Below are 14,931 nucleotides of genomic sequence, written 5' to 3' on the forward strand. Positions count from 1 at the left end.
ACGAAGCGACGCGAGTCGACGGCGGTCCGCCGCTCGGCTTCGATACTTTCACCGGGTGGGGCACCTAAGCCCCGACAGATGGACCGACGACGGCGGTCGATACGGCGGTCGGTGCGGCGGACGCTCCCCGCGGGAGTCACGGCGCTCACACTCGCCGCGCTGGCGCGGCCCGTCCTCGCCCACGGCGGGTCGCTGGGCGGTGCGGCCCGCGAGTCGCTGTCCGTGCCGACGTGGCTGATGCTGGCCACCGGTGGCGCCGTCGTCGGGGCCTCGTTCCTGCTCGCCAGCTTCGTGACCGACCGCTCGGCGCTGGACTGGCTGGTCGAGCGTCGCCGGCCGGTCGGGCTCCCCGGCGAGCGGACGCTGCGCTGGGCTGTCGGCGCGCTCGGCGTCGTCGGCCTGGTCGGCGTCGTCGTGACGGGGTTCGTCGGCCCGACCGACCCGCTCTCGAACCCGGCGGTCGTGATCGTCTGGGCGGGGTGGTGGGCCGGATTCGCGATGAGCACGTATCTCGTCGGCAACGCCTGGCCGGCGCTGAACCCCTGGCGGACGATCGGTGCGGCCCTCCCCGACCTGGGCCGGCGCTACCGCTGGCGCTTCGGCGCCTGGCCCAGCGTGGCCGGGCTGCTCGTCCTCGTCTGGGTCGAGGTCGTCAGTCCGCTGGCCGACGAGCCGCGCGTCCTCGCGCTCACGGTGGTCGCCTACTCTGTCGTGACGCTCGCCGGCACGGTCGTCTACGGGCCAGACACGTGGTTCGGGGCGGTCGACCCGGTGGCGCGGGTGTTCCGCTACTACGGCGCCGTGGCGCCGGTCGGCCGCGACGCGGACGGGTCGCTCGCGCTTCGGTTCCCCGGCGCCAGGCTCTCGACGGACCTGCTCGACGGCGTCGACGAGGCCGCGTTCGTCGTCGCGCTCCTCTGGGTGACGACCTTCGACGGCTTCGTCGCGACGCCCGCGTGGCGGGACCTCGCCCGCGGCCTCGTCGGCCTCGGGTTCCCACCCATCCTCCTCTACCCCGGTGCGATGGTCGCCGGGTTCGCCCTCTTCTTCGGGGTCTACCTGCTCGCCGCGCGACTCTCGCGTCGGACCGCCCCGACTTTCGTCGCGAGCGCGACGCTCGCCCGCCGATTCGCGCCGCCGCTGCTGGCTATCGCCGCCGGCTATCACGTCGCGCACTTCCTCGGCTACTTCCTCTCGCTGACGCCGGCGCTCGCCGCGGCGGTGACGGCGCCGCTGGCGACCGTCGACCCGCCCCTGCTCGTCGTCCCGGGCTGGTTCGGCGGCGTCGCCATCGCGGGCGTCCTCGGCGGGCACCTGCTGGGCATCCTCGCCGCCCACACGACGGCCTTCGACCTCTTCCCGGGCCGCCTGCAGGCAATCCGCAGCCAGTATCCGTTCATCGCCGTCATGATCTTCTACACGATGGCGAGCCTCTGGATCGTCACCCGACCGGACGTGCCCCTCCCCTACCTCCCATGAGACACGACAGCCCCGAGCCGGCCTACGACGTACCGCCCGACCGAACGGCCGTCGAGTGTCGCCACTGCGGACGGCCCTTCGACAGCGAGTTCCTGCTCGCGCTCCACCGCGGACGGTCCCACCCCGACGCCGTGGACGACGACGAGCGGCAGGCGTACGAGGAGGCGTACGACGCCGAGACGAGCAGGCTCGGCCGCTTCCGACTGAAGGCGGTGGCGCTGCTCGTCCTGCTCTACTTCGGGTTCCTGATGGTGTACGCGGTGGTCTGACGGTCGTCACGTCGGTGTGACCCGCTCCCGTCGTAACGTAAGTTTGATGCGCGCGAGCGCGCTGGATACGGGTATGGAACTTCGGGTCATCGAGAAAGAGCCGACGATGATCTCTATCGAGATCGCGGGCGAAGACCACACCTTCATGAACGTGCTGAAGGGTGCACTGCTGGAGAGCGAGGGGATCACCGCGGCGACGTACGACGTGAACCCCGAGCAGTCCGGGGGCCAGACCGACCCCGTGCTGACGATCAAGACCGAGGAGGGGGTCGACGCCCTCGACGCGCTCGAGGACGGCGCCCAGCGCGTCGTCGACAAGTCCGACTCCTTCCGCGAAGCGTTCGAAGCGGCCGCCTGACCGGAACTCCGTTCTCTCCGCTCTCACCACGTCCGCGAGCCGTCGCGCCCGGTCGCGCGTGAGTACCCTTTTTGTCCGCTCGCCCGTCGACCCGGGCATGGGCACCGAACGGGACGATACGTCGGACGCGAGTGGCGGAACGACGTCGGCACGCGCCGACGGGGGGCCGACCGATCCCGAACCGGAACCCGACATCGACGACGTCCTCGACGACCTCGAGACGCTGGAGGACATGGTCGACTCCCCCGAGGAGCGCGAGCAGGTCCGCGAGGCGATGCGTACGGCGCGCCGCGCGGGGACGCCCCGGGTGTTCGGGCGGATCCGCGACTCCTTCGACCTGCGGGACGCGGGCGAGGCGGTCGTCGGCGCGTTCGTCTTCGGCATCCCGATGATCGTCGAGGGCGGTACGCTGGAGATCGGCGAGGACATCGCCTATTCGGTCCCCGCGCTCGCGGTGACGGCGCTGTTCGGACTCGCCGTCGTGCTGGGCATCCTCTACGCCGCCCGGTTCGAGGAGGTCGAGTCGGACATGATCGCCGGGGTGGTCCCCCGGCGACTGATCGGCATCCTCGCCATCGCCTCGGGGATGTCGATCGGCCTCATGACAGTCTGGCGCCGGGTGGACTGGAGCGACCCGTCGGTCGCGTTCGCCCAGTGTCTCGTCACCGGCGTCGTGATGGCCGTCGGCGCGTCGCTCGGGGACGTCCTCCCCGAGTGAGCGACTATCGATCCGGGTCGGCGACGACGGGCTCGTCGTACTCGTCGTACGCGTCGATGGGGTCCGCCTCTTCGCCGCCCATGCCGGTCGTGACGACCATCCGTAGCCCTTCCCGGACGCTCATGTCCGTCTCGTGGATCTGCGACTCCGGGACCATCACGAGGCGGCCGGCGGTCGGGTTCGGGCTGTTGGGCAGGAACACCGAGTACGCTCGTTCGCCGGCCACCTCGTCGATGCTCGACCGCCCTTCGCCGGTCACCAGTCCGATCGAGTAGACGTCCTCCCGCGGGTACTCGACGAGGACGGTGCGCTCGAACTGCGACCCGCTCTCGACCAGCGAGGTCGCGACCTGTCGGACGCTCCCGTAGATGGTGCTCACGAGCGGGACGACGTTGATCGTCCGCCCGAGGTTGCCGAACAGGTGTTTCCCGACCGACCACTGCGCCACCAGTCCGAGGAGCGTGATCACCGACACGATCAGCGCGACGGCGATGCCCTGCGCGGCGAGTTCGACGTTCGCCGCGGTCTCGACGAGTCCGAACTCCACGACGATCGGATTGACGAACTGGAGCGACCACGAGACCAGGATCCGAAGGACGTAGAGCGTGACCGCGAGCGGCGCGACGAGGATCAGTCCCGCGACGAAACTCTCCTTGAGACGACGGGTCACCCGCATACTCCGGGGTGGTCCCGCGAAATGAAAAACCTGTGGCCGACGAGAACGACGACGCTACCGAGGGTAGTCGTCACGTTCCCGTCGGTTGGCGCCAGCCATACTTCGGTCGAGCAGCGGTCGGCGCGTCGACGGCCAGTGACGCGGCCAGTGGTAGTGACGCGGTCAGTGGAGGATCGCCGTGCGCAGTCCGTGGGCCGGTTTCCGGGTGTTACTCGGATATTCGTGACTAGTACTACGCTGTTACGTCGTGAACAGTCGACCCCGTTCAAGAGCGTCGAGTGACTTGACCGTAGCGACTGTGACACGAGACCGTTCCCACCAGCGGGGTGAATCGAACTTTCGGGCGTGGATGCGATCGGCCAGCGACAGTTTCGCGACCGCGGACCGGCGACACGTCGACGTGTTCGTCCGCTCGATGCTCCCGCCGCTGGGAGTGAAAGCGACACAGGAGACGCTCATCTCCAGGCTCGACGAGCTCTCGGAGGAGTCCACGATCGACGGCGTCTCCGTGAAGGTCACCGGCAACCGACTCTGTCTCTGCGGAACCTGCACGGAGACGGACGCCGAGGCGGCGCTCCTCGACCGCTTTCGCGAACTCGACGAGTGGGGCGACGAGTTCGACGCCTCCACGAGTCCCTTCTTCGAGACGCGGACGCTCGACTCGAGCATCACGAACGAGACGGCGCGCGCGCTGGTCCCGCCCCGCGTCACTGTCGCGTTGTACTGCGACGGCACGCTCACCGGTGTCTTCCCCTGTGAGATGGACGATTCGTCGTACACCGTCGGGGACTTTATTTCGGCCCTCGACACGCTGAGTGAGGGCCAGCAACTCGTCGCCGAGCGATAACGGGCCGCTATCGGCAGATTCAGACGTCGGCGTCGTCCCGCCATATCCGCTCCCTACTCGCCGCGGCGGGGCGAAAGCCGAAACATAACAATACCGTACTCGTCGCTCTTCGAGGGTATGGTAGAGCCGCCAGTCGCGCGACGTCACGCGACCGCAACCGACGGATTCGACTCGTTCGCCGCGGGGTGGGAGTGATGTGCGGAATCACCGCTGCCGTCGGCGCGGACGACGCCGTATCGACCCTCCTGACCGGCCTCCAGAACCTCGAGTATCGGGGGTACGACTCGGCGGGCGTCGCCGTCGCGAACGGCGACGGCGTCGAGGTCGTCAAGCGCGAAGGGCAGGTCGACGACCTCGAGGCCCTCCTCTCGCGCAGACCGCTCGTCGGCCGCGTCGGTCTCGGACACACCCGCTGGAGCACGCACGGCGCACCGACGAACGCCAACGCCCACCCACACACGGACTGCTACGGTGACCTCGCAGTCGTCCACAACGGGATCATCGAGAACCACGCGACACTCAGAGAGCGACTGCAGAGCGCCGGTCACACGTTCACCAGCGAGACGGACACCGAGGTGGTTCCCCACCTCGTCGAGGAGTACCTCGACTCCGGTGCGAGCGTCGAGACGGCGTTCCGGCTCGCGGTCGACGACCTCTCGGGGAGCTACGCCGTCGCGCTCGTCCACGAGGACGAGGAGGCCGTCTACGCCGCTCGCGAGGGCTCTCCGCTCGTCTTCGGGCGGGGGACGGAGGCGTACCACCTCGCCAGCGACGTCCCCGCGTTCCTGGAGTTCACCGACGACGTGGTGTACCTCGAAGACGGCGACGTGATCCGGGTGACGCCCAGCAGCTACGAGATCACCGACACCGAGGGATCGCCGGTCGAGCGTCCTATCGAGTCCATCGACTGGAACTCCGAGGACGTCGAGAAAGGGGCGTTCGACCACTACATGCGAAAGGAGATCGACGAACAGCCGACGGCGATCGCGCAGGCGGTGCGGGGCCGCACGGACGGCGGAGCGGTCGCCCTCGAATCGCTGCCCGACGGGGCGTTCGCGGACGTGGACCGCGTCCAGTTCGTGGCCTGCGGGACGAGCTATCACGCCGCGCTCTACGGCGCGCAGCTCCTCCGCGACCGGGGCGTCCCGGCGCGGGCTTTCCTCGCGAGCGAGTACGCGATGACGGCGCCACCGACGGAGGCGGGGACGGTCCTCGTCGGCGTCACGCAGAGCGGCGAGACCGCGGACACGCTGGCCGCGCTCAGGCGCGGCGCCTCGGAGGGGCTGCGGACGCTCGCGGTCACGAACGTCGTCGGGTCGACGGCGGCGCGCGAGTGCGACGCCGCGGTCCTGATCCGGGCCGGGCCCGAGATCGGCGTCGCGGCGACGAAGACGTTCTCCTCTCAGGTGGCGACGCTGACGCTCCTCGCCGAGCGCATCCGCCGCGACGTGCGAGGGGACCACAGCGACAGCGCGCCGGCGCTCCTGTCGGCGCTCGACCGCCTCCCGGACGACGTCGAGTCGGTGCTGTCCGAGACGCGGGCGCCGTCGTTCGCGCGGCGCTACGACGACAGCGACGCGTACTTCTTCGTCGGTCGGGGGACCGCCCACCCGGTCGCGCTCGAGGGGGCGCTCAAGCTCAAGGAGATCTCCTACGAACACGCCGAGGGGTTCCCGGCGGGCGAGCTGAAACACGGGCCGCTGGCGCTCGTGACGCCGTCGACGCCGGTGTTCGCCGTCTGCACGGGCGCGCACACGGAGAAGCTACTCGGGAGTATAGAGGAGGTGAGTGCCCGCGGGGCACCGGTCGTGGCGGTCGCCCCGCGGTCGGAGAAGTCGGTCGCCGAGGTCGCCGACGACGTGTTGTGGGTGCCGGAAACCCATCCCGAACTCGTCGGCCTCCTCGCGAACGTCCAGCTACAACTCCTGTCCTATCATACGGCGACGCTACTCGACCGGCCGGTCGACAAGCCGCGCAACCTGGCCAAAAGCGTCACCGTGGAGTGACCCGCCGTCGCACTCGTCGCACTCGCCGTCGGTCGACGAACGCTCGACCGCCGTCGCCTCATCGCTTGTCCGTCAGATCACACACCGAACTCTCCGACGAGACGATGAACGCGTCGTCCCGGAGCTGCTCTTCCGAGTTCGGGAGGAAGATGACCTGATCCGGGTTGTCCACGACGTTGATCTTCTCCCACGCGATCAGCTCGTATCCGAGGTTCTCTTCGAGGTCGGGGTCGACGGGCTGGTCGCGCCAGTCCGTCGGGAGGTCGGATCCCCCGCGCGACGTCGTCTGTTCATCCGTCCACATATCGGCGTTATCGTTTTCTTCGGTCATTGTTCATCGTCCCGTGCCGGCCGGCCGTCGCCCGCCACGACTCGGGGTCACGTTTCCGGTAATGCCCACCTACTCGTATAACGCTACTGTCGGTTTGGGACGAATTTCCCCGTAGAAACGCGCTGTTCGGTTACCAATTACTTGCGGTGTAGTTGCAGCGGGCCGTGGTACCGTGAGCCACGCATCCGCCCGGGAACGCACGACGTTTGCCGTCGCTTACCCGGGGGATCGATAGGGCAACCGCCGATAAGCTCCTCTTACCGCCCGAATTCGGCCCGTTACGAGAGGACGGTCGAGACGACTGCCGTGAGATGTTCGTTCGAGCGCTTGTCCAGCGCCATCGCGACCAGGAGGAAGAGCAGACCGAACCCGAACAGCGCCGGTGCGGGGACGGACACGTCGGACACGAGTCCGAGGAATCCGCCCAGGACGCCCGCGACGAGTCCGCCGCCGCCCAGCGCGTAACAGAGCGCGACCGGGTGGAGGCGCTCCTCGACGTACTTCGCGCGGAGGCGCCAGAGGAAGTTACGGAACAGCATACCCGAGACGCGGGGGATGTACGACGAGTAGCTGATGTGACTCTCCTCCTCGCCGTACACGGCCGGTGTCGGCACGTCGACGACGCGCATGTCCGCGACGTTCAGTTTGACGAGGAGGTCGTTGCAGTAGCCGTAGAACTCGTACATCTCGTCGATGTCGGCGGCCTCGAGCGCCCGGTCGGAGATCGCGGTGTAGCCGTTCTGCGGGTCGCCGAGCTCCCAGTAACCGCTGGCTATTCGAGTCAGATACGTCAGAGCGACGTTGCCGACGTACCGGAAGCGCGGCATCGAGTCGTAGTGGTCGCCGAGGAGGAGGCGGTTGCCCTTGGCGTAGTCGGCGCGGCCGTCGACGACGGGGTCGATGATCCGGTCTATCAGGTCCGGGTCCATCTGGCCGTCGGCGCCCATGACCGTGACGACCTCGATGCCGTCGGCGAGGGCGTGCTGGTAGCCGGTCTTGATGGCGCCGCCGACGCCGCGGTTCTCGCTGTGCTGGATGGGGACCACGCGTCGTTCGGTTCCCCCGTCACCGACCAGCTCCGGTGTCGGGGTGTTCAACTTCTCGGCACGTTCGCAGATCTCGTCCCACGTCTCGTCCGTCGAGGCGTCGTCGACTGCGTAGATCCTGTCCACGAACTCCGGGATCGTGTCGATGACGTCGCCGACGAAGCCCGCTTCGTTGTACGCCGGCACGACGACGCCGATTGTCGTATTCTGATACATATGCGTGTCTGGTCGCCTATCGCTCCTAGGGACACGTCGGGTTTTGTTATGGCCGGCATACGGCCGAAGGGCCAGGTTTGGGGCTCACTGCCGGCCGACTCGCCCGGGGACAGCGGCCCGGTCGTCGTCGACCAGCGTCTCCAGTCCCTCGCCGAAGGAAACTGTCGGCTCGTATCCGAGTTCGCTCCGCGCGCGTCCGATCGACGCCCGACTGTGCTGGATGTCGCCCTCGCGGCGGTCCCCGTGGACGATGTCGCTGTCGGAGTCGAGGACCCGCGTCACCCGCTCGGCGACCTCTCGCACGGCGACCCCAGTCCCGGTCCCCACGTTGTACGCCCGGCCGCTCGTTTCGGTAGTCGCTGCGCGGAGGTTGGCCTGTACGACGTCGTCGACGTGGACGAAGTCGCGCGTCTGGGTCCCGTCGCCGTGGACCGTCAGGACGGCGTCCGATCGGGCCCGGTCGAGGAACGCGCTCACGACGCCGCTGTCGGGGCCGTCGGTCACGCCCGGCCCGTAGACGTTGAAGTACCGCAGGGCGACGGTCGGGAGGCCGTACAGGTCCGCGAAGGCGCGGGTGTACTGGTCGGCGGCGAGCTTGTCGATCCCGTACGGGGTGGTCGGGGCCGTCCGGTCGGACTCGTGGATCGGGAGCGCGTCGGGCTGACCGTACACCGCCGCGCTCGACGCGGTGACGACGCGCGCGTCCTCGCGTCTGGCCGCCTCGAGCACCTTCACTGTCCCCGATGCGGTGCGGAGGTTCCCCTCCACGGGCGAGCGGAGGGATGTCCGCACGTCCGCGAGCGCGGCCTGGTGAAACACGACGTCCGCGCCGTCTATCGCGCTCTCGAGGTCCGCCGGGTCGCGAACGTCGCCCCGGATCAGTTCGGCCCCGGACGGGACGCGCTCCGCGTCACCCCGCGAGAGGTCGTCGAGCACGGTCACCTCGCAGTGGTCGGTCAGCGCTGCTGCAAGGCGACTCCCGATGAAGCCCGCACCGCCGGTCACGAGGACCGACTGTCCCACGAGGTCGGCACCGAGTTCAGTCGACACGACGGCCCACCCCTTCGACCCGTGCACGGTCGCCCGGCTGTCGGCCGTCACCGTCTCGTTCGGCTCCCGCCGCTCGCGCCCGGCCCGCTGGCTCTGACACACACATCGGTCCGAGTAGCGGGGACCGCGCTCTTTGTTATTCGTCTCCTGACTCGTCCATAGCCGCCGCTTTCGCGAGTATCAGCGACTGAAACGCCCGATTGCGTCGAGTCAGCGCCCCCTCAACGCACGCGCGCCGCTCGCTCGCGCCTCGCCACGTCGGCCATCGTCTCGACGGGGACCTCGTCGCGGCGGGCGTCGATCGCACGGAGGACGGATTCGATCCGCTGTCGCTCGGGCTCGCCGACGAGGTTGTTCGGATGGAGCCAGAGGTGGAGGACGCCGTCCTCCTCGGCGGCGGCGTCGAGCCCACGCTCGACGAGTTTCACGACCGGGTCGCCCACGGCGTGACGGGCGGCCCGTAGCGCCACTCCCTCGAAACTGTAGAGGAACAGCGACGCCGGAATGTTCACGAGACCGCTGTCGTGGATCTGCGGGGTGACCAGCGGCGGATGGCCGCCGCCGTAGGCGACGGTGCGGAGCTTCTCCGTCAGGGACCGTCTCGGAACCGGGCGCTGCCCCCGGTAGGATTCGAACCCGTACTCCGACAGGAGGTCGACGTGGCCGACGTTGTTCCGCGGGAAGACGAACGACCGGGGGTCCAGTCCGAACGCGTCCATCACGCCGCGAGCGCGTTCGAGCTCGGCGGCGGCGGTGTCCCGGGTTGTCCCGGGGTCGCCGAACTCGACGTGCGAGTACGTGTGGCAGCCGATGTCGTGGTCCGGTCCCGACGCCCTGACCCGTTCGACGAGGTCAGGGGCACAGGTAACGTCCCGACGGTCGGCCCACGCTCCGCGTTCGGGCGCGAACCAGTCCGAGCCGATCGGGTGGTCCAGGTGGCGCCCGTCGCAGGCGTCGTGCAGGAGGTGGCCGACGACGGCCCACGTGGCCCGCAGGTCACGTTCGTCGAGCAACCGACAGAGCGTCTGCCACCCCGAGCGACCGCTCGCGACCCTGTCCTCGGGCGGGGTCTCGTAGTCGACGAACCCCCAGCCCAGTTCGGCATCTATCGAGAGGACTACCGATCCCACGCGTCGATACACCCGTTCACGTCACGACGGACGCTACTCGGAGTGATTGTTATACCGTCGCTACCCGCCGACCGGCCCGGACGGACCGGGGCCTGTCCCCACGGCCGTCTTCCGCGATTCTCCGTTCGGACAAGACGAATTCCTTAGTAACATAGTTTCGAGGTAATTCAGTTTCATAGAACTGTATGTGTGAAATGTGCGGTTGGTCGCAGAGCCGCGGTATATGGGCATTCTCGGGCGAGAATCCGACGATCCTGTCTCACGAGCCGGTTCGAATCGATCCGCGGCCCTGCAGATGCGAGACCGAAACAGGACGTCGAGACCGTTCCAAACTACCGGAAACGTTGCGTCTGCGTTCGATGTGGGTTGCCGGTCGATCGCCGGTCGATCGTGCGATCTGTAGACAGTATTCTGTCTTATCACGGCTCGTATCTGATATCGAATACGAAATCTCCGCGCTCGATTGACACGGTGACCGGGCGGTCCGATTCGCCGTGCGGGGCGGGGACATTCGGTCGCTATCGACACTGATATCGGAGCGCGAACAGTTCAGGGAGCCAATAACAATACCCGGGTGCGGCCACGCTCGGTCTATGACGGGACTGATCGGTACCGTGTCGGGGGACGGACGGCTCGACGAGATGGCGGCGGCGCTCTACCGGGAAGACTGGTACGAACTCGACCGGGCGAGCGACGGATCGGCCGCGTTCGGCGTGCTGGAACACGCCAGCCGGGACCCGGACGCGAACGTCGTCTGGCGCAGCGAGGGACTGATAGGGGTCGTCTACGGGGTAGTCTCGAACCGGGACCGACTCGGCCTCTCCTGGGGTGAGCTGTTCCGCGGCGTCGTCGACGACGGACGGGAGACGCTCGCACGACTCGACGGCCCGTTCGCGCTCGCGTGCGTCGACACCCGCGCCGACGTGGTCCACCTGGCGACCGACAGGGCGGGGAGCCGACCGCTCTACTACGCGACCGGTGACGGGATCGACTTCGCGTCCGAACTGAGTCCGCTCCTCTCGTGCGTCGACGACCCGGCGCTCGACCCGCGTTCGGTCGCCGACCTGCTCTCGTTCGGCGGGGTCCTCGGCGAGCGGACGCTGGTCGAAGGGGTGAAGAGCCTCCCGCCGGCGACCCACCTGGTCTTCGACGGCGAGGCGCGGACGGAGCGCTACTGGGAACCGACGTCGGAAGGACTCGCCCCGTCGGGCTACCCGGACCGCTGGCTCGCCGACTACCGGCGGGCGCTCGTCGACGCGGCGACGACGGCCGCGGACGGTTCCCTGTGGTTCCCGGGAGACGGAGACAGTCGGATCGCGGCGGGCGTGCTCGCCGACGAGTCGGTCCCGGTCGAGACGCTGACCTGTGGCCACCGGACTGCGGGTGACCGCGAGTCGGCCGCGCAGGTCGCCGCCTACCTGGACGTCCCGAACAGACAGGTCCACGACGACCCCGACCGCCATCTCGTCGACGCCGTCGCCGACGCCGTCGAAGCGACCGACGCGATGGTCCCGTGGACGACGGTCGACGCACTCTCCTACGCCACGGGCCGACTCCACGACGACGCCGACACGCTGCTCTACGGCGACCCCGGATTCGGCGTCGCGCCCTGGGCGGGGACGCTCCAGGCCGGCGACTCGGCCGCCGCCGCGCTCTACGAACACGAGCGACTGCTCCCCGCGGACGCGGTCCGTGACCTCCTGACGGTGGCCGTCGACCCGCTCGACGCGGCCACCGAGACCGTCTCTGCCTGCGTCGACGGCCCGAGCGAACGGACGGCGGTCGACGCCGCCCGGACGCTCCGGGCCGCCACCGACCTCCGGGGTCGTTCGGTCCAGCGGAGTCAGGTCGGGACCCGGAGCCTCACCGCCGAGTCGCTGCTCGACACCACCGCGCGGATGCCGGCCTGTTACCGCGTGGGGACGCGCCCCCTCTCGGACCCCGTCGCGGGCGGTCAGCCGCCGATCCGCCGGGCGGTCGTCCGCCGGCTCGACCCCGAACTGGCCCAGATCCCCACCGGAAACGGGAGCGGCGGGACCTCGCGACCGGACGTCCGGGGCGGGGGCACGACGGCCGAGGCCGCGTCCCTGGCGACCGACGGTGACGCCTACCTCGGCCGGTACGCGACCGACGACCGCTTCCGCCGGTTCGTCGACGACCTGCTGGAACGGGTGGGTGAACGCGACGTCGTCGACGCCGACGGCGTGACGGCGCTCCACGACGCGCTCGCCGCCGGAGAACTCTCCACGTTCACGCCGGTCGCCGCGCTGACGGGGATAGAGCTGTGGGCGCGAACGCACCTCGACGGCCGTGGCCGATCTGTCACTCGTCGCGCAGTCGAAGTCTGAAAGCGACCTGCAGAAGAGTCCGCGCTTCTCCGCGACCGACCTTCGGCGTTACTGGATCTGGTACATAGCGACCGCGTCGACGACCGCGTCGCGGTCGGCCTCCGTGAGCCCCGGGTGGACCGGCAGGGAGAGCACCTCCGTCGCCGCCCGCTCGGCGACCGGGAACCGCTCGTCGACGCCGTCGTACGCGGGCTGTTCGTGGATCGGCGTCGGGTAGTAGATGCCGGTGCCGACGCCCTTCTCTTCGAGGTGGTCGGCCAGTCGGTCGCGGTCCGGCGCTCGGACGGTGTACTGGTGGAAGGCGTGGTCGAGCCCGTCGGGAACGGTCGGCGGATCGAGCGGCGTATCCTCGATGACCTCGGTGAGCGCGGCCGCGTTGTCGCGCCGCGCGCGGACGAACCGCGAGAGTCGCTTCAACTGCACGCGGCCGATGGCCGCGGCGACGTTCGTCATCCGAAAGTTGTGTCCGAGTTCGACGTGCTCGTACCGGTCGTTGCGGCCGTGGTTGACGAACCGCGCGGCGCGGTCAGCGATCTCGGCGTCGTCGGTGACGACCATCCCGCCCTCGGCGGTGGTCATGTTCTTCGTCGGGTAGAAGGAGAACGTGGCCGCGTCGCCGAACGACCCGACCGGTTCCCCGTCGTAGCGAGCCCCGTGAGCCTGCGCCGCGTCCTCGATCAGCGCCGCGTCGTACTCCTCTGCCAGGGCGCACAGCGCGTCCATCTCCGCGGGCAGCCCGTAGAGGTGGACCGGCAGGATCGCGTCCACGTCGCCGCCGCGGATCTCGATGGCCTCGCGGACGGAGGCGGGGTCGAGGTTGTACGTCTCCGGGTCGATGTCGGCGAAGACGGGCTCGGCGCCGCAGAAGCGGACGGCGTTGGCGGTCGCGACGAAGGAGAACGGCGTCGTGAGGACGGTGTCGCCCTCGCCGATGCCGCAGGCGCGGAGCGCGGTGTGGAGCGCGGTCGTCCCGTTGGAGGTCGCGACGCCGTGGTCGACGTGGCAGGTCGTCGCGAACTCCCGCTCGAACGCGCGGACCTCCTCCCCGTCGGCGAGCATGCCGCTGTCGAGCACGTTGTCCACCCGTTCGCGTTCCCGCTCGCCGATCGCGGGCGCGGCGATCGGGACTTCGCGGTGGTCTTCGAGACTCATGGTAAATCGTTCCCCCCGCGGAGTTCCTCGGGAAGCGGTGCGTGTTCGGCGGGAGCGCCCACCGCGAGCGTGTCCGCCGGCACGTCCTCGGCGACGACGGCGCCGGCGGCGACGAAGGCGTTCTCGCCGACGGTGACCCCGGGGAGGATCGTCGCGTTCGCGCCGACGGAGACGTCGGATTCGAGCGTGGCGCCGACGAGTTCGCTCGTCGACCGGACGGGGTACGGGTCATTCGTGACGACGGCGTGGGGCCCGAGGAAGACGTCGTCGCCGACGGTGGTCTCGGGCGGGAGGTAGACGCCGGTCTGACAGCTCACGCCCGACCCCACGTCGAGGTCGCCGTCGAGGACCGTGTGGCTGCCCACGAGGACGTCGTCGCCGATAGTCGTCCCGTCGCGGACGAGCGCGTGGTGTCCGGTCGAGAAGCCGTCGCCGATCTCGACGTCGGTGTAGACGATCGTGCCCCCGCGGATGGTGGCGTCGTCGCCGATCCGCGTCCGGCCGTCGCTCGCGTCGTGGGGTTCGCCGACGACCGCCGTCTCGGCGATGTCGCAGCGCTCCCCGGTCTGGACTGTCTGGAGGTCGTGCTCGCTCATGTGACGGTCGACTGTCGGCACGGACCGTCCTTTGTTAATGAGGACCTGTCAGTGCAGGCTCCGTGACGCTCAGTCGGGCGAGAACTGCTCCATCGCGAGTTCGAGATACGGGACCGCGACCGCCGTCGCCTCCGTCGACCGGACTGTCTTCTCCGAAGCGTCGTAGTCGGCGAGCCCGGCGTCGTCGAGTTTCGGCAGGTTCGAGTGGACGAGTCGCGTCGCGATCTGGTCGCGGAAGTCGGCGGTCGTGATGCCGTCGGGCGTCCCCCCTCGCTCGATCACCGACTCGACGAGTTCGTCGAGCGGAACGACTCCGTCGGTACGGACGAGATACGCGAGCGCGTATCGGTTGCCCGGGTGCGCCAGGAGCTCGAAGAGGTCGTCGACCGACACCTGACTCGCTTCCCCGGAGACATGGCCGCGACCCCGCTGCTCGTTCGATACCCCGTCGGCCCCCGACCCGTCGCCCGACCGCGAGTCTCCCCCCGAAGACTCGCGTCGCTGCCGGTCCGGGTCGGTCTGCCGACTCTCCTGTGGGTGCTCTGACCCCATATCTGGACCTTCTCGTTCGATAGTTATATATTCTCGCCCGGGTCGTCGGGGGTACGTTCGGTATAACTGATCCCGGCAGGAGGCGCCGGCACGCAGCCACGACCCTCCCGTGTCAGGCGGTAACTGCCGCAAATACGTTCCACATTGTCACATTTCG

General features: G+C 69.1%; 15 protein-coding genes. 7 read left to right on the forward strand and 8 right to left on the reverse strand.

What is annotated here, in order from left to right; translation table 11 throughout:
- Positions 1–78: 78 nt before the first annotated feature.
- From D1409_RS01230 to D1409_RS01245, 4 genes are all read left to right on the forward strand, one after another.
- Positions 79–1,479 (forward strand): hypothetical protein, encoded by a 1,401-nt coding sequence (locus tag D1409_RS01230; RefSeq protein WP_235853473.1) that lies wholly within the window; start codon positions 79–81, stop codon positions 1,477–1,479.
- The gene (locus D1409_RS01235) at positions 1,476–1,748 is read left to right on the forward strand and encodes a C2H2-type zinc finger protein (RefSeq protein ID WP_123533249.1); all 273 of its coding nucleotides are present in this window, start codon (positions 1,476–1,478) and stop codon (positions 1,746–1,748) included. Before D1409_RS01230 ends, D1409_RS01235 begins: the two co-directional genes overlap by 4 nt.
- Positions 1,749–1,821: 73 nt before the next feature.
- Complete coding sequence (locus D1409_RS01240) at positions 1,822–2,106, forward strand: DNA-directed RNA polymerase subunit L (RefSeq protein WP_123533251.1); 285 nt, start codon at positions 1,822–1,824, stop codon at positions 2,104–2,106.
- A gap of 97 nt (positions 2,107–2,203) precedes the next feature.
- Positions 2,204–2,824, forward strand: a complete 621-nt coding sequence (locus tag D1409_RS01245) for a hypothetical protein (RefSeq protein WP_123533253.1) — start codon at positions 2,204–2,206, stop codon at positions 2,822–2,824.
- Between the two features lie 4 nt (positions 2,825–2,828).
- On the opposite strand, the gene D1409_RS01250 is transcribed toward D1409_RS01245, so the two are convergent.
- Complete coding sequence (locus D1409_RS01250; RefSeq protein WP_123533254.1) at positions 2,829–3,500, reverse strand: DUF502 domain-containing protein; 672 nt, start codon at positions 3,498–3,500, stop codon at positions 2,829–2,831.
- Positions 3,501–3,849: 349 nt separating this feature from the next.
- On the opposite strand from D1409_RS01250, the gene D1409_RS01255 reads away from it, so the two are divergent.
- Positions 3,850–4,347, forward strand: a complete 498-nt coding sequence (locus D1409_RS01255) for an HTH domain-containing protein (protein WP_123533256.1) — start codon at positions 3,850–3,852, stop codon at positions 4,345–4,347.
- A 194-nt stretch (positions 4,348–4,541) separates the two neighbouring features.
- Positions 4,542–6,353, forward strand: coding sequence for a glutamine--fructose-6-phosphate transaminase (isomerizing) (gene glmS, locus D1409_RS01260; RefSeq protein WP_123533258.1), 1,812 nt, complete (start codon positions 4,542–4,544; stop codon positions 6,351–6,353).
- Positions 6,354–6,411: 58 nt separating this feature from the next.
- Here glmS and D1409_RS01265 read toward each other — a convergent pair whose 3' ends face one another.
- The 4 genes from D1409_RS01265 to D1409_RS01280 all read right to left on the reverse strand — a co-directional run bounded on the left by D1409_RS01265 (position 6,412) and on the right by D1409_RS01280 (position 10,126).
- Positions 6,412–6,684: a hypothetical protein gene (locus D1409_RS01265; RefSeq protein ID WP_123533260.1), complete on the reverse strand. Its 273-nt coding sequence runs from the start codon at positions 6,682–6,684 to the stop codon at positions 6,412–6,414.
- A gap of 278 nt (positions 6,685–6,962) precedes the next feature.
- Positions 6,963–7,946: a glycosyltransferase family 2 protein gene (locus tag D1409_RS01270; RefSeq protein ID WP_123533262.1), complete on the reverse strand. Its 984-nt coding sequence runs from the start codon at positions 7,944–7,946 to the stop codon at positions 6,963–6,965.
- An 84-nt stretch (positions 7,947–8,030) separates the two neighbouring features.
- Positions 8,031–8,996, reverse strand: coding sequence for an NAD-dependent epimerase/dehydratase family protein (locus tag D1409_RS01275; RefSeq protein ID WP_123534769.1), 966 nt, complete (start codon positions 8,994–8,996; stop codon positions 8,031–8,033).
- A gap of 221 nt (positions 8,997–9,217) precedes the next feature.
- Positions 9,218–10,126: a polysaccharide deacetylase family protein gene (locus D1409_RS01280; protein WP_123533264.1), complete on the reverse strand. Its 909-nt coding sequence runs from the start codon at positions 10,124–10,126 to the stop codon at positions 9,218–9,220.
- A 593-nt stretch (positions 10,127–10,719) separates the two neighbouring features.
- Between D1409_RS01280 and D1409_RS01285 the strand changes: the two genes are divergently transcribed.
- Complete coding sequence (locus D1409_RS01285; RefSeq protein WP_123533266.1) at positions 10,720–12,474, forward strand: asparagine synthase-related protein; 1,755 nt, start codon at positions 10,720–10,722, stop codon at positions 12,472–12,474.
- Between the two features lie 48 nt (positions 12,475–12,522).
- On the opposite strand, the gene D1409_RS01290 is transcribed toward D1409_RS01285, so the two are convergent.
- The 3 genes from D1409_RS01290 to D1409_RS01300 all read right to left on the reverse strand — a co-directional run bounded on the left by D1409_RS01290 (position 12,523) and on the right by D1409_RS01300 (position 14,774).
- Positions 12,523–13,626, reverse strand: coding sequence for a DegT/DnrJ/EryC1/StrS family aminotransferase (locus D1409_RS01290; protein WP_123533268.1), 1,104 nt, complete (start codon positions 13,624–13,626; stop codon positions 12,523–12,525).
- A complete protein-coding gene (locus D1409_RS01295) occupies positions 13,623–14,222 on the reverse strand; it encodes an acyltransferase (RefSeq protein WP_123534771.1) in 600 nt (199 codons plus the stop codon). Before D1409_RS01295 ends, D1409_RS01290 begins: the two co-directional genes overlap by 4 nt.
- 69 nt (positions 14,223–14,291) lie before the next feature.
- On the reverse strand, positions 14,292–14,774 hold the full coding sequence (locus D1409_RS01300; RefSeq protein WP_123533270.1) for a DUF7344 domain-containing protein: 483 nt from the start codon (positions 14,772–14,774) through the stop codon (positions 14,292–14,294).
- Positions 14,775–14,931 lie beyond the last annotated feature (157 nt).

The sequence above is a fragment of the Halosimplex salinum genome (genome assembly GCF_003730195.1).
GTDB lineage: Archaea > Halobacteriota > Halobacteria > Halobacteriales > Haloarculaceae > Halosimplex > Halosimplex salinum.

Coding starts and splice junctions, on each gene's coding strand:
- D1409_RS01230 (WP_235853473.1), top strand. CDS start 79: ATGGACCGACGACGGCGGTCGATACGGCGGTCGGTGCGGCGGACGCTC.
- D1409_RS01235 (WP_123533249.1), top strand. CDS start 1,476: ATGAGACACGACAGCCCCGAGCCGGCCTACGACGTACCGCCCGACCGA.
- D1409_RS01240 (WP_123533251.1), top strand. CDS start 1,822: ATGGAACTTCGGGTCATCGAGAAAGAGCCGACGATGATCTCTATCGAG.
- D1409_RS01245 (WP_123533253.1), top strand. CDS start 2,204: ATGGGCACCGAACGGGACGATACGTCGGACGCGAGTGGCGGAACGACG.
- D1409_RS01250 (WP_123533254.1), bottom strand. CDS start 3,500: ATGCGGGTGACCCGTCGTCTCAAGGAGAGTTTCGTCGCGGGACTGATC.
- D1409_RS01255 (WP_123533256.1), top strand. CDS start 3,850: ATGCGATCGGCCAGCGACAGTTTCGCGACCGCGGACCGGCGACACGTC.
- glmS (WP_123533258.1), top strand. CDS start 4,542: ATGTGCGGAATCACCGCTGCCGTCGGCGCGGACGACGCCGTATCGACC.
- D1409_RS01265 (WP_123533260.1), bottom strand. CDS start 6,684: ATGACCGAAGAAAACGATAACGCCGATATGTGGACGGATGAACAGACG.
- D1409_RS01270 (WP_123533262.1), bottom strand. CDS start 7,946: ATGTATCAGAATACGACAATCGGCGTCGTCGTGCCGGCGTACAACGAA.
- D1409_RS01285 (WP_123533266.1), top strand. CDS start 10,720: ATGACGGGACTGATCGGTACCGTGTCGGGGGACGGACGGCTCGACGAG.
- D1409_RS01290 (WP_123533268.1), bottom strand. CDS start 13,626: ATGAGTCTCGAAGACCACCGCGAAGTCCCGATCGCCGCGCCCGCGATC.
- D1409_RS01295 (WP_123534771.1), bottom strand. CDS start 14,222: ATGAGCGAGCACGACCTCCAGACAGTCCAGACCGGGGAGCGCTGCGAC.
- D1409_RS01300 (WP_123533270.1), bottom strand. CDS start 14,774: ATGGGGTCAGAGCACCCACAGGAGAGTCGGCAGACCGACCCGGACCGG.